This is a genomic window from Tolypothrix campylonemoides VB511288_2, from assembly GCF_045999855.1.
GTDB lineage: Bacteria > Cyanobacteriota > Cyanobacteriia > Cyanobacteriales > Nostocaceae > Scytonema > Scytonema bouteillei_A.
The window spans coordinates 430,430-450,515 of sequence record NZ_JBFPMW010000004.1 but is presented as its reverse complement, the minus strand read 5'-3'; the positions used below and the strand labels follow the sequence as shown (position 1 = coordinate 450,515).

Annotated in this window: 16 protein-coding genes and 1 pseudogene; 10 read left to right on the top strand and 7 right to left on the bottom strand. The window is 42.6% G+C overall.

The genetic code is table 11. From position 1 onward, the window contains the following. Positions 1–106: 106 nt before the first annotated feature. From AB0756_RS14660 to rppB, 4 genes are all read right to left on the bottom strand, one after another. Positions 107–3,757, bottom strand: a complete 3,651-nt coding sequence (locus tag AB0756_RS14660) for an AAA-like domain-containing protein (RefSeq protein ID WP_038090090.1) — start codon at positions 3,755–3,757, stop codon at positions 107–109. 192 nt (positions 3,758–3,949) lie between these two features. Next, complete coding sequence (rppA, locus tag AB0756_RS14655) at positions 3,950–4,684, bottom strand: two-component system response regulator RppA (RefSeq protein ID WP_038090087.1); 735 nt, start codon at positions 4,682–4,684, stop codon at positions 3,950–3,952. A gap of 134 nt (positions 4,685–4,818) precedes the next feature. Continuing rightward, positions 4,819–5,013, bottom strand: a complete 195-nt coding sequence (locus tag AB0756_RS14650) for a hypothetical protein (protein WP_050046212.1) — start codon at positions 5,011–5,013, stop codon at positions 4,819–4,821. 119 nt (positions 5,014–5,132) lie between these two features. Further along, entirely contained in the window at positions 5,133–6,461 is a 1,329-nt protein-coding gene (gene rppB, locus AB0756_RS14645) for a two-component system sensor histidine kinase RppB (protein ID WP_038090084.1), read from the bottom strand. A 262-nt stretch (positions 6,462–6,723) separates the two neighbouring features. On the opposite strand from rppB, the gene AB0756_RS14640 reads away from it, so the two are divergent. After that, positions 6,724–7,467, top strand: coding sequence for a bacteriorhodopsin (locus tag AB0756_RS14640; protein ID WP_050046213.1), 744 nt, complete (start codon positions 6,724–6,726; stop codon positions 7,465–7,467). Positions 7,468–7,569: 102 nt separating this feature from the next. On the opposite strand, the gene AB0756_RS14635 is transcribed toward AB0756_RS14640, so the two are convergent. Next, a complete protein-coding gene (locus AB0756_RS14635) occupies positions 7,570–7,938 on the bottom strand; it encodes a four-helix bundle copper-binding protein (RefSeq protein WP_050046214.1) in 369 nt (122 codons plus the stop codon). Between the two features lie 534 nt (positions 7,939–8,472). Here AB0756_RS14635 and AB0756_RS14630 point away from each other — a divergent pair. From AB0756_RS14630 to AB0756_RS14620, 3 genes are all read left to right on the top strand, one after another. Then, complete coding sequence (locus AB0756_RS14630) at positions 8,473–8,688, top strand: hypothetical protein (protein ID WP_050046215.1); 216 nt, start codon at positions 8,473–8,475, stop codon at positions 8,686–8,688. Between the two features lie 91 nt (positions 8,689–8,779). Then, positions 8,780–11,389 (top strand): chloride channel protein, encoded by a 2,610-nt coding sequence (locus AB0756_RS14625; RefSeq protein ID WP_038090081.1) that lies wholly within the window; start codon positions 8,780–8,782, stop codon positions 11,387–11,389. A gap of 230 nt (positions 11,390–11,619) precedes the next feature. Continuing rightward, positions 11,620–11,895, top strand: coding sequence for a hypothetical protein (locus tag AB0756_RS14620; protein WP_050046216.1), 276 nt, complete (start codon positions 11,620–11,622; stop codon positions 11,893–11,895). Between the two features lie 620 nt (positions 11,896–12,515). Here AB0756_RS14620 and AB0756_RS14615 read toward each other — a convergent pair. After that, positions 12,516–14,122: pseudogene (locus AB0756_RS14615) on the bottom strand (IS1182 family transposase). Positions 14,123–14,450: 328 nt separating this feature from the next. Continuing rightward, entirely contained in the window at positions 14,451–14,573 is a 123-nt protein-coding gene (locus tag AB0756_RS14610) for a hypothetical protein (protein ID WP_272900285.1), read from the bottom strand. Positions 14,574–14,763: 190 nt separating this feature from the next. Between AB0756_RS14610 and AB0756_RS14605 the strand changes: the two genes are divergently transcribed. The 6 genes from AB0756_RS14605 to AB0756_RS14580 all read left to right on the top strand — a co-directional run bounded on the left by AB0756_RS14605 (position 14,764) and on the right by AB0756_RS14580 (position 19,866). Beyond that, positions 14,764–15,699 (top strand): phosphoribulokinase, encoded by a 936-nt coding sequence (locus AB0756_RS14605; protein WP_038090079.1) that lies wholly within the window; start codon positions 14,764–14,766, stop codon positions 15,697–15,699. A 138-nt stretch (positions 15,700–15,837) separates the two neighbouring features. Further along, positions 15,838–16,575, top strand: coding sequence for a RadC family protein (gene radC / locus AB0756_RS14600; protein WP_038090076.1), 738 nt, complete (start codon positions 15,838–15,840; stop codon positions 16,573–16,575). A gap of 205 nt (positions 16,576–16,780) precedes the next feature. After that, positions 16,781–17,023 carry a hypothetical protein gene (locus AB0756_RS14595; protein WP_038090072.1) on the top strand — a complete coding sequence of 81 codons (243 nt, stop codon included), beginning with the start codon at positions 16,781–16,783 and terminating at the stop codon, positions 17,021–17,023. Positions 17,024–17,088: 65 nt separating this feature from the next. Beyond that, on the top strand, positions 17,089–17,427 hold the full coding sequence (locus AB0756_RS14590) for a hypothetical protein (protein ID WP_038090069.1): 339 nt from the start codon (positions 17,089–17,091) through the stop codon (positions 17,425–17,427). A gap of 279 nt (positions 17,428–17,706) precedes the next feature. Beyond that, positions 17,707–19,299, top strand: coding sequence for an alkaline phosphatase D family protein (locus tag AB0756_RS14585; protein WP_050046217.1), 1,593 nt, complete (start codon positions 17,707–17,709; stop codon positions 19,297–19,299). Positions 19,300–19,593: 294 nt separating this feature from the next. Next, complete coding sequence (locus AB0756_RS14580) at positions 19,594–19,866, top strand: hypothetical protein (protein WP_167844885.1); 273 nt, start codon at positions 19,594–19,596, stop codon at positions 19,864–19,866. The last annotated feature ends 220 nt before the right edge of the window (positions 19,867–20,086 follow it).

Sequence of the window (20,086 nt, the reverse complement as noted above, 5' to 3'; positions counted from 1 at the left end):
AGTTGAGCAAATTTTACAGCCCTCAGGAATCAGAGTCAATTTCAATGGCTCAGTCGTAGCTATGCTCTAGCACAGGTTGGTGGAACTCAAAGATCTACCTGCTAAACTAATGAGAAATTGTGCTAATTCCATCGCACAAACGCCTCTCATCTTCTTTAAGATTCGCGCTATTTTTCAAATAATCCTTCACCCAATCACAACCCTGTGCTAATAATTTATCTGGGCTAGAATTTAAATCCAAATGCCAGAAAATGACATTTCCCAAGGAGTCGGAAGAAGCTAAAACCTGACCGTCTGGACTAAAGCTCACGCTTTTAACACCTGCATGATGACCTCCAAGGATTTGCCGTATTTTTCCATCCCACGTCCATAATTTAACAGTCTTGTCTTCACTGCCTGTAATAAGAGTTTTACTGTCGGGACTAAAAACCAAGCTATTGATATTACCCTGATGACAATACAGTGTCGCTAAGATTTGACCTTGCAAATTCCAAAGTTTAATAGTTTTATCTTTACTAACAGTAGCAATGGTTTGACCATCAAGACTTATAGCTACAGCTAAAATCCCATCTTTATGTCCCCGCAAGGTCACAAGTTCTTTACCTTGTCGGTTCCAAATTTTAGCGGTTCCATCTTGGCTACCTGTGACAACGAGCTGACCGTTGGGAGTAAACTTTACACTCCTAACACCCGCTTGGTGTCCTCGCAGGGTTAATAACTCTCTACCTGCTAAATCCCACAGTTTCACTGTATTATCCCAACTCGCGCTGGCAATTGTTTGACCATCAGGACTAAATACAGCGCTTCTGACATCGCCTTGATGTCCTTGGAGTGTCACCAATTCTTTACCATCTAAATTCCACAACTTGACTGTTTTATCTCGACTGGCGGTAACAACCATTTTCCCATCAGGGCTAAACTGCAAACTTCTCAATGCATCGCTGTGACCTTGTAGGGAAGTTGCATATAAAGTTTCCGCACCTTTGAGCTTCCACAGTGTGGCAGTGTTCAGCTTTCCTACCGTACCAAGAAATTGACCTTTAGGGCTAAAACTAATACCAACAGAAGCAGCTTCTTTGAGATTTTCACTCCAAGCGGCGACTGTTGTTATCTCCGATTTTGGATTGAGAATTTTGGATTGGGGATTTGTTTGTGACCCAATGCTTGCTCCTTCTGGTTTCCACAGTCTGACACTCCCATCCTCACCACTGCTTGCTAGGGTTTTACCATCTTTGCTAAAGTGTACGCCCCAAACAGCGTCTTGATGCCCGTGTAAAACTTGTAACTGTTTGCCTCTGCGGTTCCAAATTCTTACAGTTGTATCCGAACTTCCTGTAGCAATGGTTTGACCGTCGCGACTGAAAACTGCACTACCGACAATATTCTCATGACCGTGCATTGTTGCTAGTTCTTTTCCTTCTAAATTCCAGAGTTTCGCGGTTTTGTCCCGACTGGCAGTGACCAGATTTTTACCATCGGAACTGAAATTGACGTACATCACCCAATCCTGATGTCCCCGCAGCGTGACAATTTCTTTACCATCAAGACTCCAAACTTTAGCTGTACCGTCGCGACTGGCGGTAGCGATCGCCCCTCCCTTAGGATTGAAATGAATGGCAACAACCGGGGCATTATGGGTCCGGAAGGATGTCAGCTGCTTTCCCTGCAAGTTCCACAGGCGCATTGTGCCGTTCCACTCCATTGAGGCAACCATTTGACCATCGGGGCTAAATCCAACACAGGCAATCCAATCTTTGTTAGGTAGGGCAAGCAATTCTTTTCCGTCTGCAACACTCCAAATTCTGGCAGTTTTATCCCGACTGCCACTGACTAATAACTTGCCATTATTATTAAAATTGACACTCCATATAGCGTCTTGATGACCTTGCAGGGTGTGGAGTAATTTACCATCACGCTGCCATATTTTAATTGTTTTGTCCCAACTGCTACTTGCTAGCTTTTTCCCATCGGGACTAAACTTAACTCGTGTGACAACATCGCCGTGACCTGTTAAGCGATCGCGTTCTCTCACCCAATAAAGAGATTGGCGAATACTTTTTTCTACCTTTGCCTGGAGGGGTAAGCTAGCATTTTGCCTACCTATCTGCTTTAACTTTACCCCAGCTTTTAAGCCGGAAAGTAAAGCATCAAAAAGTTGCTGTGAATCAAAGGCTGCTTCTGAGGAGATAGTTAAGGCTTTAATTTCACCGAGGGCAACTTGTTTTTTTTGCTCGTTGGTTTGCCAAGCCAGCAATCCTGATAATCCCAACAGGCTAATAGCTACCAAGGAAACTGCTGAAAGTCCTACCAGTCCACGGCGAATCGTATTTTTAGCTTGTTGTTCGGCGTTAATGAGGATTTGATTGGCTTTTTCTGAGGCAATGAGCGCACTCTGTACCTCTCGTTTTTCTAGTTCTTCGCTTGCAGCTAAAAACCGATAATCGAGATTGCTCAAACTTTTGCCCTTTGCCCAAATTTGAGCATCTAAAAGCGCTTGTCCCCGTAATAGGTTGGTTTCATCCTGATAATCTGATGCCACCCAAGCATTAATTAAATCAGCGTAGGGTCGCAATTTCTTTAATTGCTTTTCTACCCACTCTAGATTAAAAACTTCTTGATAGATACGATTGTAAACTTGTAAATTTCCTTGTTTTTTAACAACCAACCCCGACAGCAACAACTCGATTGTTTCTGGCGAATCATCGGCAGGAACGCTTCCATTTTGTAATATTTGCAGGTAGAGTCCTAACAACCTGCTTGCTCGTTGTTCGTTGCAAAGTAAGCGATCGCGTATTGTTCTTAAATGAGGTGGTTCATCCTGCGAAGCCCAATTGTCTGTGATATGCGATCGTACTATGGCAGAGACTTGTGCAGTTACATCTTTTGGTTGCGTCAATATTTCCTGCATGAGTTTTGCCAGAAACGGAGATGCTTCAGCATTGAGCATCACTGTTTCTTCTTCTGTTTTTGTAGAGACGTTACACACATTGCCCTGATATTCCGATGCAAATAGCTGGCATAATTTTTGCGTCAGGAACGGTTGACCTCCAGTCCAAGCCAGTATCTCTGTCAGCACTGCTTGGGGATGAGCAATTTTAGGAGCCAAACCTAGCTCTAAGGGTTGGACTTCGTGCAAATTAAACCCATTTAACTCGATTGCGCGTCCAATGTTAAAAGGTGTTCGAGTTTTGTCAGCAATCAAATCTGAAGGCGTTGCTACTCCCAAAAGCGCAAAACTGAGACGTTTGTGTTCGTGGCAAGATCGTATAAGGGCAAAAAAGTCATCAGTATTAAATGGTAAGCTTAAAGTGCTATCAATTTCATCAAAAAAAATCACTATCGGTTGCTCAATAAGCTCTGTTAGCACTGATTGCAGTAACTCACCTAAACGTCCTACAGGAGAAAAATCTTGTCTTTCTGCCAACCAATTTCGTACATTAATCCTATCGGAAAGCCGGAAACTCCTCACTAATCGCATAATAATATCTGCATACCACTGGTTGGCTGTGATGTTGCTGTTACCAATTCCAGATAAATCAACCGTTGTGCAAACAATACCATCTTCTTGCAGACGTTTAGCTACTTGTACCCGCAAACTTGATTTTCCCATTTGACGAGAGTTCAGAACGTAACAAAATTCTCCCGCCTTTAACGCTTTATAAAGTTCTTCATCCGCCTGTCGTATTACGTAACTGGGTGCATTAGCAGGGAGACGACCCCCAACTTGATACTCGTAGGATGAAATTAGTTTTTGCACGGGGATTCTGCCTTACAATTCCGAATTGATGCATTGCATCACAAAGTTAACTACAAGTATTTATATAGGTTACCGCTTTCGTTGTCGATGTAGAAAAGTTAAGTATTTTCAAAGATACCAGAAGTCAACTTCTCTTTCGTAACACAGAAAATAGAACCTTGCCTCAAAGTGTTGCTGTCAAGCTAGCAAGAATCAGTTGCCTGTTTCTATAGTATGAATATTCAAGCGATAGCCCGCACCATAGATAGTTTCTATTAAAGATTCACTCTCTTCTTCTCCTAATTTGCGTCTCAATAAGCGAATTTGTGCTGCTACTACATTGCTAACTGGTTCTGCACCAATTTCCCAAAGCTGATTAATTATTTGGTCGCGGCTGATAATTTGGTTAGGATGCCGCATGAAATATTCCAACAATTGGAATTCCTTAACAGTTAAGGAAAATACTTGCTTTTCACTATGACTGTAGTGACGAGTCAGTTCATGAGTGCTATAATTAAGAGTTAAGCAACCTACTTGTAAACGTCGGGGTTGATGTTGAGACGTAAGCATTGTTCCTACGTAAGAAGCTCGCCGTTGCAATGCCCGCAATCTTGCCAACAGTTCTGCCATATCAAACGGTTTCACCAAATAGTCATCTGCACCACTATCTAAACCAATAATCTTTTCTTCCATCCGGTCTTTAGCAGTTAGCATCAATATAGGTAGAGTTAGATGACGCGAACGCAACCATTTACACAGATCTACCCCCGAAACTCCAGGTAGCATCCAATCAAAAATCGCTAGGGTATATTCAGTCCAGCCAGTTTCTAGATACTGCCATGCCTGAGTCCCATCTAAAAACCAGTCAACTACATACGCCTCATGACTCAGAACTTGTTTTATTGCTGCACCTAAATCTGCTTCATCCTCAACTAATATCAGCCGCATAGTCAACTTAACAATAAAAGCTTTATTTAACTACATTTTCATAAAAAAGTGAAACAAATATGAAATTTTAATTCTACTTAAGAGAGAAACACTGATATCTGCATAGCTGAAGCCGTAATTTTCAAGCAAGTTTGCTAATTTCCTCTTCTGATGGCTGTTGTATACCCGATCTCTTGCGATGCTTTGCGCTTGAGCCATATCTCCACAGGATTCGTTTCCCGAGTTTCTCCCCTAGCTTCCACGTTCAAACTTAACAGCAGAACTAGCCCTATGATGAGTGCTAAGGGCAAGAACAAATTAAGCCAATCTCGTGATGTCTCTCTTTTCATACTTCACTTAAAGGACAAGAACAGAATTACAAACTAGTCTTCAACATCAGTGCTATCCATCTCCAGTACGGAGTAACTCTACTGCTCTATTGTTAACTTAACTTGTTGTCGGTACAAAGTTAAAAAGGTAGGTGAACCGTAAATGTACTACCCCGTCCTAATTGACTTTGAACGTGAATACTGCCTTTGTGTGCTTGGACAATTGCCTGAGCAATCGCTAAGCCTAAACCCGAACCACCATTTGTGCGGGAGCGATCGCTGTCAACTCGATAGAAGCGATCGAAAATTCGCTGTTGATTTTCTGGCGCAATACCAACTCCTGTATCTTGAACTTTAACAAGGGCGTAAAACTCGCTTTCTTCCAAAAAAACAGTAACTTTTCCGCCGCTAGGTGTGGATTGAATTGCATTAACAATTAAGTTAGAAATTAAACGATACAGTTGTTCTTCATTGCCGATAACGTACAGTTTTTTTGACACTTGTACCTGTTTGGAGAGAATAACCTGAGTCTCTACTGCCAAAAATGCTAATTCCTCAATTAAATCGCTAATTAAATCATTCAAACAGCAAGGCTGATATTTTTCTATTAGTTGTCTTTGATCTATCCTAGTCAACAGCAGTAAATCACCCACCAATTGCGATAGGCGACGGTTTTGGCGTTTCAGTACATCTAAAATTCCACTATTTGATTTTGGCTCTTGCTGTAACTTTATAGCAGCTTCAATGGTGGAGTGCATTGCTGCTAAAGGCGTGCGAAACTCATGGGCAGCATCAGCAGTAAATTGTTGCATTTGTTGATAGGAATGATACACGGGTTGTATTGCCCTTCCCGCCAACCACCAACTAGACAAAGCAACGAAAATCATGGAAACTGGTAACCCTAAAATCAAAGTTAATCTCAAATAAGCAAGATTTTGGTCTAGATCGGTGAGGCTTCGTGCCACTTGTAGATAACCCGAAAGCTGGTTTTGAGTATACAAAGGTAAAGTGATTTGACGGTATCGAGTGCCAGAAGAATCTGTTAGGATTTGCCAATGCTGTGATGATGAGGTAAGGGGTAACTTCTCAAATTGTATACCTGCGCTTGCAAACAGTGTTCCCGAACGATTCAATAAGCGTATATAGTAATTAACTTGGTTAGCTGCTTCTGCTATTGGTTGTTTAATAATAGTTGTTTTAGGCAAACAGGTTGTTGGAGTCATACACACTTGTAAGGAAAGTTCTTTAGCAAGTTGCTGTAAATGTCCGGGTTGCTGCCAAGCGGTTTCAATACTTTTATGGAGTACCTTTGCTACGGATTGCAGTCCTTGGTCTATGCTTTTATGGTAAGCATGGGCAACCACAGTATAAACACCCAAACCAGATATCCCTAAAATACTACTCATAACGAGAGTATACCAAGCGGCTAGTTGCAACCGAGTCTGATGAAAAATGGTATTGCGTTCCATATTTATAGAAACTTGCTTAAGGTATCGCTGTCAAGTTAGCAAAAGTTAGTCATCTATTTCTATAGTATGAATTCTCGGGCGATCGCTTGGCAGAATTTTTTGATTCATATAAAAATGAAATTTTTATGAAATTTTTTTGCGTCTTAAGTTATGAATACTTGTTATCTCAATAGTAGGAAGCAATAGCTACAGCCATTTTATAAACTAATTTTAGAACTATCAGTAACATAGTTGTCACAAGAAATCTTTGATTGGTAATAATATGACTCAATTTTGGCTGTGGATTGCCTTTATTGGCATGGTTATTGGCTGTATTTATTTTGGCTTAAAAGCAATAGCCATGCGACGTAAGGAAGGGATGGAATTTCCCCTCGAAAGCTTTTTCATTACGCTTTGGGCTGCAGCGCTCTACCTAACAATGATTCTAGGCGAAACAGTAACGCCCATCAATGGTCAAACAGTTTACTGGGGACGTTACGTAGACTGGGCCGTTACAACTCCATTGCTCTTACTAGAAATCGGTGTTATTGCCGGATTGCGCCCTAAATTGATTGCAGGCGTGATGGGAGCAGATATTTTCATGATTCTCACTGGCTTAGTAGCGACTCTTGAGGCTCCGCCTTACAACTATCTGTGGTGGATAATCAGTTCAGGTGCTTTCTTAGCTATCTTAGGCTCTCTTTTGACTGAATATTCTGCTAGTGCTAAGAGCCGAAATGGCAGGATAAACAGTTTGTTCCAAACCCTACGAAATATACTCATCCTCTTGTGGATTTGCTATCCGATTGTTTGGATTCTCGGTGCTGAAGGGTTTCACGTCATTAGCGTTGGCTGGGAAACCTTGTGCTACGCAGTTTTAGATATCTGTGCCAAGGTAGGTTTTGGTTTTGTTGTTGTATCTGCTGGCAATGAAACTTTAGCCCAAGCTAGTAACAGCGATCGCATTCTGGAAACTGCTCACTCCTATATACAGAGAGAGGAAAGAGAACGGAGCCCATATCGATAAATACCTTCTTTTTTGAACACGGCTCAGATTGTCAGTGCCTTTACATCAGCGTCGATCGCACTTGCTGGCTACCGGATTACAGTAGCCGGCGTTTCTAGTGACTTATACAGTTGCCATTGACATTTGCCGACAAGATTCAGCACAGCGACGGCACATATCAGCGCAAGCTTTCATTTGAGCATCATCACCCATGCGATCGCAATCTTGAGCGCACCGCTCACACACCTCTGCACAAACGCCACAAGTACGGGTATGAAGTTCAGAAGTTCGCAGCATAAAATTAGCACTTGTTTCACAAATTTCAGCGCAATCAAGCAATAGCCTAATATGAGCTTGTTCTGTATGATTACCGCCCTTTTGTAAGCAGTAAGTTACGGTATTCAAGCAAATACTATGGCAATCTAAGCAGTTTTGAATGCACTGCTGCATTTCTTGGTTAACTTGATTCAGGGTTAGTTGTTGTATAGCCAAGGTTTCTCCCTCTCTACTTACTAAATTGCAGACATAATTGCCTTTAGACTTACCTTATAAAGGTAGAGATGAGTATGCGTCTATCAATAGCAATAAGAAATATTTATGACTTATGCAATACTGGCGTTTCATGCGGATTTCATTTATATATGACAAGTACCAATTTGCACTCTAAAGAAGTCGCGGTAAAAGTATAGGCTCTGCTCGACGTTATCCTTAAATCCTTCAATCAAATGGTTGGGGTGGGGTAAAATTTAGCCTGAAACCTGGGTATATAGCTACTTCAGACTTATGTATGTACTGTAGGGTCTGGGAGAAGATGGAGGGAGCGCGTTTTGAACAGGAGTTTTTATTCAATCTGTCAGCCTGATTTCTATCTAAAGAGATACTGTTGTTTCATTTTTATTTCACTTTTCTACCTCTACAATGTAATTAAGAGATAGTTTCTGTTAGGTTTTACTACAAACTATCTCTATGTCATTCATCAAAGATTGTATTGGTTGGTAAGTTAACTACAAAAAAGTAAAGGTTTTTATGAGACGATATCATAATGAAGAAAGCTTAGATGAATCTTGCTCCAACTTTAGCGAGCGCTCATCCTATAAGCTCGGGCGACCAGAACTTTTGATGTTTTTACTGCTGTTTGTTTTAGGTATCTTAGTAGATAGTTGGTTTAATCATCATCAGTTACCGTGGCAATCGCCAAATGTTTATTCACAAGTGTCAAAATCAGCATCAGTGATTTTATAGTTTCCCTTGGTACTTCGCTCGCTTGCTAAACCTGACTCATTGCTATGCTTTAATTAAGAGAGTTATATCGGTTTTTAAATTCCAACTAAATATGGTACGCATTGGGCAGATTTTTTGGAAACGTTTATCCCGACTGCTAATACGACCTAAACGCCTTGCTATTTTTGAAGCTTGCTTGATTGGTTTAGCTTCTGGACTAGCAGCAGTCTTGTTAGGGCAAGGTGTAGGATGGCTGGGTGGATGGAGACAAAGTGCATCTCACTTACTGCCCGCTTACTATTTACTGCCGACGATTGGTTTGGGAGGAGGATTTCTGGCAGGTTGGCTGGTAGAACGCATTGCCCCATCTGCTGCAGGCAGTGGCATGTCAGAAGTCAAGGCAGTTCTGGCGAGGGTGCCGATGCCTCTTAATCTTAAAATTGCATTCGTAAAACTTGTGAGTGCAACGTTAGTTTTGGCAACCGGGATACCTTTGGGGCGGGAAGGACCAACAGTGCAAATTGGGGCAGCCTTAGCCAATCAGTTCAGTCGCTGGTTTCCTACTTCCCCCAATCATCGTCGCCAGTTGATTGCAGCAGGAGCAGGAGCAGGACTAGCTGCTGCCTTCGATGCTCCCATTGCTGGAGTCTTGTTTGTGGTGGAAGAACTCTTGCAAGATATTTCTGGCATCACCTTGGGAACGGCTATTCTAGCTTCATTTATTGCTGCTGTCATTGCTCGAATTTTAGGAACTCACAGTCTCGATTTAGATTTGCATTTAGTGACACCCAACACGAGCTTCTTTGCCCCAGAGATTCCATTTTATTTACTCCTGGGAATTCTAGCAGGGTTGGGAGGTGTGTTGTTTAATCGAGGTATTCTTGCCAGCCTGAGTTTTTACGGTCGCTTTCTGAAAATTAGCCTACCTTGGCGAATTGGATTGGCTGGATTGGTGACTGGTTTTGCACTCGTTGCACTTCCTCCAGTGTTTCGAGACAACGCTGGGTTGCGAGAACTGTTGTTAGCAGGTGACGCAAACTGGTTATTAGTCGCTCTAGTATTCTGCATTCAGTTTTTGCTGATCGTCTTCACCTACGGTTCCGGTGCGCCTGCGGGATTACTTGTTCCCTCTCTTGCATTAGGAGCAGCTTTGGGTTATTTAGTTGGGATTTGGGAACATCACTGGCTGGGGCTGAGTTTGGCGACAACTTATGCACGGGTGGGAATGGGTGCATTCTTTTGTGGAGTTGCACGAGTCCCAATTACGGCAGTAGTTATTGTATTTGAGATGACTACCGACTTCAATTTGGTATTGCCGTTGATGATTGTTTCAGTAACAGCCTATTTAGTGGCAGAACTTTTGGAAGCCGGGTCACTGTATGATAAATTGCTGGAATTTAAGGGCATTCATCTTTCTAAAGAAGGCACCTCCCAAGGACCGTGGATGGAACTAACGGCGGCTGATGTTATGCAACCCCGTGTAGAAACTCTTTCGGGCCGCATGAGACTGGATGAGGCATTACAGGCGTTTTCCCAATCTTCTCACCGTGGCTTTCCAGTCTTAGAGGAGGGCAAATTAGTTGGTATCTTAACGCAAAAGGATGTTGCCAATCTCGCCCAAAGAGGCTTAAGCAGCAATGATTACGGGGAACACTTTGTTGCAGAAGTGATGACTCAAGAGCCTATTACGACTTATCCCAAAGATACCCTTGCCCATGTCGTGCATTTGCTCGATCGCTACAACCTGAGTAATTTACCGGTTGTGGAAGGACGTCGCTTGGTAGGTATTATTACCCGCAGTGATATTATTCGGGTAGAAGCTGCATATCTCAACACCAGCGAAAATTTAAGTGGACCCAAAGCAGAACCGTCTCAAGTGATTTACCGCATTCGCGTTCCAGAAACAGGACAGGGACGTATATTGGTACCGTTGTTCAATCCTAAAACAGCAGAAACGCTGTTGCAAATGGCAGTAGCTATTGCTCGCGATCGCCATTATGAAATCGAATGTCTGCATATAATTCTTGTACCCCGTCACCAGTCTCTTGCCGACGCTCGGGTAAGTATGAGAATGGGTCAACGCCTTTTGCGTCAAGCCATGCGATTGGGGCAAGCATGGAACGTACCCGTCCATATCCAGATACGGGTTGCTCATGACGTATCTCAAGCCATAATGCAAACTATTAAAGATCGTTATATTAACTTGGTATTGATGGGTTGGAAAGGCAGCACAGCGACACCAGGACGAGTTTTTAGTCGCGTTGTGGATACAGTCATCCGACAAGCTGCTTGTGAAGTGGTGTTGGTGAAACTTAAAGACCAGAGGCATTTTGAACGCTGGCTTGTGCCAATGGCAGGCGGTCCTAACGCCCAAGGGGCGATCGCATTGCTCCCAGCGCTCACTTCACTGAATAAAATGCCAATCATCAACTTATGCCAGGTATTTCAGCCAGATGAAACCAATTTAAACACAACATCTCTCAAAAAAGCTGCTGATTTCCTCGAACAACACGTTAATGGCGTTGTAAAAATAGCTTCAGTCCGTGGCACATCAGTTGCAGATGCCATATTAGAGTTTGCCAAACATAATGATACTGATGCGATCGTTTTAGGAGCTTCTCGTGAAGGATTATTGCAGCAAGTTGTACATGGCAATATTCCTGCCACTATCTCGCGCAATAGCCCACAGACTGTTATTGTAGTGCGGTCAGCTTCTGCGTAACTACGATAAAAAGTGTTGAGTGTACTTTATCCCAGACACAGAGGACACAAAGAAATAAAATTAATCAAAGGAAGCCATTCCTTAAATTCAGTAATATTACGAATATTATTGGTGAAATTTTCTTTAAATTCAGCAAGAACATAATATCTCTTTACTTTTGCCCAATGATAACTTTACTGTTTTCTTCTCGAAAAAGGTTATCAATGAAGTGTTCTTTCTAACATCTACCAATGATATATCGTAAAATTCAAGTGACGTTTTTTACTATATTTGCTCTACTCACTGTTTCCTCTACGGCAATTGCTGATTCAATGACCATTAACGGTTCCGGTGGTAATTACAGTTATGAAATTTGGCGTACAACAGATAATAAGAGCTACTACTTAAAGGTATGGGAGCGTCAATCTAACAGGCAGGGCACACCACTGAATACTATTCGTAATTTTGAGTCCACTGGCAAGGCTCTAAATTATTTTGATTGTCATTATGCTCGCCAATCTTGTTAACTAGAGCGCCGGTACAGTAATCACTATTTCGAGTTAGGATGACCAAAGGGGCTGACACGAGAGTTGTATAGTGCTCAATGATGTGAAGTTGTGTAACGTATTTCTCATTAAAGAGTAGTAGGTTTAAACAAATGCAACCAACCTTGTGGCACCCGCTAGTAGAGTTATCAGACACGTAGCAGGCGAGCCTCACTGCGTGAGGAGCTACGCTAACGTGAACCGGATCACACACGCCAAACTGTTTATTTTCTTGCGGCAAGTGCGTCACCAATTATTTGATGATCAATTTCAAACAGAGTTGGCAAAAATTTATGATAATAGTTCCTGCATATTAACCCCTAGTAACACCTGCGTTACTAGTAAGTGGTAACCATTTTGTGAGCAAATACGAAGCTAGTAACTAGGAAGCAATTGAGTTGTTATAAATAGGGTAGACGCCGAGATACGTATCTCGGCGTCTACCCGAATAGACATCTCCCGAAAGTCTTGGTAGGAGCGCAAGGCATTGCACCCCTACTAAGACCTTTGGGTAATGCATTAATTAATTTCTGGAGATGTTTAATGGGTAAACTTTGGTAACTGGTGCTCGATTCTCTGGGGTGTGAACAACTGCCATTGTTTCAAACGTTGCATTGTCCGGCATTAACTTGCTCTACTAGGCGTGCCCAAACATGAAGATTGTGAACTACGGCAGTGCGCCGCAGGTCAAACAAGTTCTTGCGTAAACCAACATAACGAGCACGATTGCTTTGCCAATGTCCCAAGTGTGCCAAAGAATGCTCAACTGCTACGCGCTCACGAAGTTTTGCCCGCCCTAGCCTAGTTAATTGACGTTGCCGTAATTCTTGTAGTAATTGCTCTTCTGGATGAATAGAAACAGTTCGCCCATATGGGTTTGTCGTACAACCTGCTTGTAGAGGACAGTTCGCGCAAGCTGATTTGGGAAACTGTACCTTTGCTCCTAGCTTAAATGGGAGGGTAATTTGATTCGGACAGGTGATTTGTTGTTCCTCCCAATCTAAGACAAATGATGTTTTGGGAAAGCGCCCATCACGATTCCTGACTGCCCAAGCTTTGCAGTAAATTTTTAACTCTTCGGTTCGGTGACGAACTAATTTGCTACTTAGATAAGCGCGGTCAATCTGCAACTCCACCAGTGTCACGTCTTGGGCTTTAAGGTCATTGCTAATGGCGTCACTTACCCAAGCTTCTGGAACATTAGCTGGAGTCAAACCCACAGCCCGCACAATTCCAGTATCTAAATCCGTGAGCACGTGACGTTTATAACCATCAAACCTTTGATTGCGACTTTTACGTCCATGACGCATTGTTGGGTCTTCGACGCTCACTCGTCTATTTTTGGCTACCCCTTGTCGTAGTTGCGGTGTCCCATTTGCTGTCACTTCCACATCCTGAGATTGAATCTGTCGCGCCACTTTCAGATTCTGTTCTACACTACTGGTTACACTTAGTGGATGATTTTGCTCGAACCAAGTTTCTATTGCTTGCAGAGCCATAAGCAACCTGGACAACGCTTCTATGCGTTCTTCTGGATTGTCCCAGTTTATATCGAGTGCCGCTTTTACACTCGAACCACTAATAAATTCTGCTCCTAATTCAGTCGCTATCGCCGTCAGCTCCCCCCCCTGCTGGCGGGCTATCACGCTCATTGCCTTCTTAAGAGCATGACCCAACAAATTGTAAGTATCTTCTACTTTCGCCCCTCCCCACAATGGTGATGAATCCAACGCCCCCCGCAAATTTTTTGACCCAAAACCACCTGTCTGTTTTGCTAATTCCACCGTGCGTTCAATTAACCTTCGATCTAATCGCCGCTTTATCAGTCGAGTACGAAACCGAACTAGCGTTGGCTTACTAAACGGTGGTTCTTCACACTCGAGACAATTCAATACCAACTGCCAACGTTTGTCCATCAACAACAACTCTATTGTTTCGTCATCACTGGCTCTAGTATAGGCTTGCAGAATTGTTGCTAAGGCTAGGAGTGCAGGTGGTATTGGCGGATGACCTTTGGGACTATCATCATAAATTTTTGCCAACTCTGTTTGAAATTCATCATCAAATAATTGGTGACGCACTTGCCGCAAGAAAATAAACAGTTTGGCGCGTTTGATCCGGTTCACGTTAGCGTAGCTCCTCACGCAGTGAGGCTCGCCTGCTCTGTGTCTGATAACTCCACTGGCGGGTGCCACAAGGTTGGTTGCATTTGTTTAAACCTACTACTCTTTAATGAGAAATACGTTACACAACTTCACATCATTGGGCACTACACAACTCTCGTGTCAGCCCCTTCATCCTAACTCGAAATAGTGATTACTGTACCGGCGCTCTAGGTCATTGGTCATTGGTTATTTGTTAAGTGGTTTTGTATTTTCAAGAACTAATGACTATTTTTATTAAGTTAGGTAATAAAAATTTATTAGAAGCTTTAAAAGTTAATAATTCGTTACCTGAATCCCAGTTAAGACGCTTCATGGGGTGTCTCTACATAAATATTTATTCAATACAAAATATTTGATTTTTGAAGATTTTTGTTAACGTTTTGTGACAAAAAGAGTTGCGATCGCGTGTGTTTGTTTGTCATTCAATACGTAGCTCAATATAGGCAACTTAAGGCATAAAAACCCGGTTTCTAAAGACAAGTATCTGACAGTCATAGGACTTACGTAACTTTAACAATATTTTGTGGATTTCACACTTTGTAGAGATCTTGAACCTCTTAAAAAAGGGGATGATGTGTAAGTCTTACTTCAATCGAGTTACTATATTTATTTCAACATTTATCAAAAATTGGTAAATTAACATACAATCTAAAAATACGCTTTACTGTATGAGTGAGAGGGAATTATGAGCCGTCCTATAATACTTGGTATTGTTGGCGACAGTGCCGCTGGTAAGACCACATTGACTAAGGGGATTGCTCAAGTTCTCGGACCGGAGAATGTCACGGTTATCTGTACGGACGATTATCATAAATACGATCGCAAACAGCGTGCTGAGATTGGTATTACTGCATTGCACCCTGAGTGTAACCATCTGGATATTATGCAGCAGCACTTGTCGCAGTTGCGGATCGGACAGCCAATTCTCAAACCTGTCTACAGTCACAAAACAGGAACTTTTGAACCTCCTGTATATATTAAGCCAAATAAGTTTGTCATCATAGAAGGGTTATTAGGTTATTCCACTCGTATTGCCCGTGACAGTTATGATGTAAAAGTTTACCTTGCACCTCCCGAATCTGTGCGTGCTTCATGGAAAGTGAAGCGAGACACTCAGAAGCGAGGTTATACAGAAGAACAAGTTCTTGAAGAACTCAGAAAACGCGAACCAGATTCAGAAGATTTTATTCGTCCGCAGAGACAATGGTCTGATATCGTGGTGAGTTTCTACCCGCCTCATGATGAGGTAGATCAAGCAAATGGGCATTTGAATGTCCGTCTGGTACTCCGTCCTACCATTCCGCACCCTGATTTTACCCAAATTATCAATTCTGGTGATGGCACGGAATCTGCAATTCGGCTGGGATTGGATAGAGATATGGGTAAACCTGTGGATGTTTTGGAAGTTGATGGTCATGCCACTTTAGAGCAGGTGAATAAGCTCGAACAGATTCTTTGCTCTGATATGCCCCATCTCAAAAACATATGCGATCGCGAAGGAAATCCGGAATTGGGCAAAGTTGCAGGTACGACAGGAGAAACCATTCAAAGCAACCCGCTTGCTATCACTCAGTTACTAATTACCTATCATATGCTGAAAGCTACGCAAATTCACTATTAAAGAGGAACGGCGAAAAGTCGATTTCTATCGAGGTACAGGCAAATATTAAATAATTTTTCAAAAAAGAATTAGTTTCAAAGGTTACCAGAGATTTTCAGGAATAAGTGAATGTATCATTCTTATCTCCTGCTCTCTCCTATGACTTATAGCCTTAGAATTGCTGATATGCCCCTGACCGAACGCCCACGCGAGCGATTGTTGACATATGGCCCTAAAGTTTTGGCTACAGCCGAGTTGATAGCAATTTTGCTGGGTACCGGTCAAGGAGCCGGAAAACTTTCGGCTGTGGGTTTGGGGCAGTATATTTTGAACGAACTTGGGAAACACCAGCGTGAGGATGAGCCTTTAACAATTTTGCGAGATGTCAGCGCCTCAGAGTTAATGCAAATTCATGGTATAAAAGCTGCGAAAGCAGCAACTATTGTGGCAGCTATTGAGTTGGGTAAAAGAGCATTTCTATCTCGTCCTGGCGAAAAGACGGTTGTTGATAATCCAGCAGTGGCGGCTGCAGCCCTCAGTCAAGACCTCATGTGGCAAAATCAAGAGAAATTTGCTGTTGTTCTGTTGGATGTGAAAAACCGTTTGTTAGGAACGCAAGTGATTACAATTGGCACTGCAACAGAAACTTTAGCTCCACCGAGGGAAATTTTCAAAGAGACGATCAAGCAAGGAGCCACTCGGCTGATTGTAGCTCACAATCACCCATCGGGAAATCTTGAACCCAGTCAAGCAGATATTGAATTAACCCGTCAGTTACTCGTTGGGGCAAACTTATTGGGCATTCCTTTACTCGACCATCTCATTTTGGGTGATGGGACTCACCAAAGTTTGCGGGAAATTACAACTTTGTGGGAAGAATGTCCGCAGGGAGATTGAGAAAACTTAACCTTTTTCTTAGAAAATCAAAAGTATTCTAATTTACCTGTGTTTGAGTAGTTCATCGAAGAAGGGAACAGGGAGCGCTTAACGGATGTTAAGCCTTCCAAGTTTAAAGTGACTCTCTGCTGGGAAGTTTTTGAATTGTTGTGGAACTTTCTTCTCGCACTGGGAATCATAGGCAAGGTGCTTATGAGATAACAATATGTATCAATTATTACGTAATATTTGCTGGGCTGTGGCAAGTTTCTGGGGTATGTTGGCACTTGCTAACTTTGAGACTCCGGCGATCGCAACGACTTTCATCATTTGGGCGCTTTTGTTTTTGCCTCCGCTTTATCAAAAGACACAAATTTATAAATTAGACAAAAACATTCTTTGGCGAGTTGTTATCTTTATCTTTGCTCCCATCGTAATTCCAATTGTAATGTCTGTTAATATGCCATAACCTTAACTTTCTCCCTAGAGAGCTTTATACTGTCGTAATTCCCCCAAATTCCTTAAAAGTGTCACATGACTGAACAAGAATTGTTGGAAGCCATGAAACTCACGATTGTTGCTAGAGATTGGCAAGGTTATTTGAGTTTTCGCCGTCAGCTAATCGCTCTCGATCCTCAATTTCAAAGCAAAATGCGGGCATTCTATGGAGAACTATCCGATACCGATTTAATTGCGTATGCAGATTACTTCGGTTTCGATCAAAAACTACCAAATCATATTAAGGAATACTTAAAAATTAAGGAAAAAGCCAAACAAGAAGAAAGGGAAAGACTTGCACAAGAAAGAACGGCAGCCTGGGAAATGAATGCCAGAAGTTTGAAACCCATACTGCGTAAACCCTCCAAAGATTAAAAATTGTAAAGTATTAAATTAGCAATGTCTCTTCTTCAAAAATATATTAAATTATATTAAATAAACTTGACAAAAGTTGTTGCTTGTATGTTTACGAAAGAAGTAGGCTGTTAAACAGGCTTTAACGATCGCTTGGCTCCCATTTAAGATTTCGTTGATAAGTTTATTTTGTAAAGCTAAATTCAGCTTTGCAAGATTAAGAAAAACTGGTGGTTATTGGTATCAGTTGCTCGGCACGGAAGTTGCGTCAACTGGAAACACAGATGAGGAGCAAAGTTTATGCAGCGATTTAATGTTGAGCAACTGCTATCAAGCGCAATGAGACGTCGGCAGTTTTTGATTGGTGCTGGAACTGTAACTGGGTTTGCGATCGCCAATCAGTTTCCCAGAAAAGTTAATGCTCAACCAAAATTTTCTACATATCCATTTAGTTTGGGTGTTGCATCAGGAGATCCATTGCCCAAGAGCGTGGTTCTGTGGACGAGGCTTGCACCAGAGCCTTTGATTGAAGGAGGTGGAATGCCAAAGCAAAACGTTCCCGTGCAGTGGCTGGTTGCAACTGATGAAAAGATGCAACAAGTTGTCCGCAGCGGTACGGCAATAGCAATTCCAGAGTTTGCTCACTCCGTTCATGTTGAGGTGATGGGGCTGGAACCCAATCGCTGGTACTGGTATCAATTTCGTGTAGGTAAGGAAGAGAGCCAAATTGGGCGCACCCGCACTGCACCCGTTCCAGGGGATTTCCTCAACGAGCTAAATTTTGCCTTCGTGACTTGCCAAAAATGGGAAGACGGTTTTTATTCTGCTTACCGCAACCTAGCTCAAGAAGATTTAGATTTAGTCTTTCACTTGGGTGACTACATTTACGAGTATGGCATCAGTCCTGGTAGTGTCCGCAATGCCTCTTTGCCAGAGCAATTTCAGCAAGAGACAACAACATTAGAACAGTATCGCCTCCGTTACGCTCTGTATAAAACTGACCCAGACTTGCAGTTGTGTCACGCCTTGTTCCCTTTTGTCGTGACTTGGGATGACCATGAAGTAGATAATGATTATACTAATGCTTTATCGGAAAAGAACGATCCCATCGAAGATTTCCTTCAAAGAAGAACAGCAGCTTATCAAGCTTATTACGAACATCAACCACTACGTCGCTTCTCTGTACCCCAAGGAGCGGATATGCTCCTTTATCGGCGGTTAACCTTTGGAAATTTAGCTGAGTTTAGCGTACTCGATACCCGACAATACCGTAGCGATCAACCCTGCGGTGATGGTGAGACACAGCGTTGCTCCGCAGCACTAGACCCAGCCAAAACGATGACTGGCGACAGACAAGAACGCTGGCTCCTCAATGGTTTGAATCGTTCTCAAACACGCTGGAATATCATTGCTCAGCAAGTGCTGATGGCAGAATTGGATCACAAAATTGGGGAGGGTGAAATCTTTTGGAATGACTCTTGGGATGGTTACCCTCTTGCAAGGCAACGTGTCCTCAGCCATATTACAGAACGGAACATCAGCAATCCAGTTGTCATCACGGGTGATTGGCATTCTACCTTCGTTAGCGACCTCAAACTGAATTTCAAAGACCAAAACTCACCTACTGTAGCTACAGAGTTTGTTACCCCCTCTTTAACCAGCAACGGCGATCGCATTGTTTACGGACCCTACTACGGTCCGATGATTCCAGAGAACCCACACATTAAGTTTTTCGATGGCGATCGCCGTGGCTATTTCCGAGTCAACCTCAACCACCAACGCTGGCACACAGATTTGCGTTTTGTAACCACAGTGAGCCGTTCGGATGCACCTATCTATACTTTTGCTTCCTTCGTTGTTGAGAACGGTCGTCCTGGCGCTCAGACAGCATAATTAAAGGGAGACAAGGTACTGTTAGCGAATTCTCTAATGTCCTGTATGGATAAGAGCGATTTTTCAGTGCTATCGAGAGCGAGGAGAGGACTGTTGCAGTGAAGTAGCCTCAAGTTGCCCAAGAGTAGCCTAGTGGTTGCCCTAGTGATGGGGTGAATGGTTGGCGTGGGGTCATTTTTGGAGCGAATTTGGTTGCCAACTGTTGCCACAAAATAGCCAAAGGTTATCTTAAAGTAGCCTCTGGAAATTATCACTATCGATGCAACAACTGGTTTGCTGAGTTGGAGTAATCCGGTGGCTGGGAACTATAAAATCTTTGTCGGAGCCGTTGATGATGGTGGCTTGGGTGCGGCACAGGGCTTTACTCTGACAGCACGAGCGCACAATGCGCTAGTGATTCGCTCAACTCCTGTGTTAACAGCTACTCCTGGTAGTGCGTATGCTTATGATGTCATAGCCGCAGATGTTGATGGCGAGCCCCTGACGTACTCATTAGATCCGGTCTCTCGCTCTTTCAGAGCCGCTACGCGATCGCACTTTCAATTACATAGCAGGCTATCAACTTGATATTGTTACTGAAGCAGGTGAAACGGAAAATTATGATTATGACCAAACATAACATATAAACGTTTAAATCGAGGAGAGACTACGTCTGATGTAGATATTGCAGCAAAACTAGCTCAAGCTCAAGCAAAGGCTCTAAGTAAATCAGTCATTTTAATATTTGTCAATCTTGTCGATTAATACTCTAATCTAAAGATAAAGTTGACAATATAAAAACATCTAA

Excerpts from the sequence above, each read along its gene's own strand:
- AB0756_RS14605 (WP_038090079.1), top strand. The coding sequence starts at position 14,764 with ATGAGCCGTCCTATAATACTTGGTATTGTTGGCGACAGTGCCGCTGGT.
- rppB (WP_038090084.1), bottom strand. The coding sequence starts at position 6,461 with ATGGAACGCAATACCATTTTTCATCAGACTCGGTTGCAACTAGCCGCT.
- AB0756_RS14630 (WP_050046215.1), top strand. The coding sequence starts at position 8,473 with ATGAGACGATATCATAATGAAGAAAGCTTAGATGAATCTTGCTCCAAC.
- AB0756_RS14625 (WP_038090081.1), top strand. The coding sequence starts at position 8,780 with ATGGTACGCATTGGGCAGATTTTTTGGAAACGTTTATCCCGACTGCTA.
- rppA (WP_038090087.1), bottom strand. The coding sequence starts at position 4,684 with ATGCGGCTGATATTAGTTGAGGATGAAGCAGATTTAGGTGCAGCAATA.
- AB0756_RS14620 (WP_050046216.1), top strand. The coding sequence starts at position 11,620 with ATGATATATCGTAAAATTCAAGTGACGTTTTTTACTATATTTGCTCTA.
- AB0756_RS14585 (WP_050046217.1), top strand. The coding sequence starts at position 17,707 with ATGCAGCGATTTAATGTTGAGCAACTGCTATCAAGCGCAATGAGACGT.
- AB0756_RS14590 (WP_038090069.1), top strand. The coding sequence starts at position 17,089 with ATGACTGAACAAGAATTGTTGGAAGCCATGAAACTCACGATTGTTGCT.
- AB0756_RS14610 (WP_272900285.1), bottom strand. The coding sequence starts at position 14,573 with ATGACTGTCAGATACTTGTCTTTAGAAACCGGGTTTTTATGCCTTAAG.
- radC (WP_038090076.1), top strand. The coding sequence starts at position 15,838 with ATGACTTATAGCCTTAGAATTGCTGATATGCCCCTGACCGAACGCCCA.
- AB0756_RS14650 (WP_050046212.1), bottom strand. The coding sequence starts at position 5,013 with ATGAAAAGAGAGACATCACGAGATTGGCTTAATTTGTTCTTGCCCTTA.
- AB0756_RS14640 (WP_050046213.1), top strand. The coding sequence starts at position 6,724 with ATGACTCAATTTTGGCTGTGGATTGCCTTTATTGGCATGGTTATTGGC.
- AB0756_RS14595 (WP_038090072.1), top strand. The coding sequence starts at position 16,781 with ATGTATCAATTATTACGTAATATTTGCTGGGCTGTGGCAAGTTTCTGG.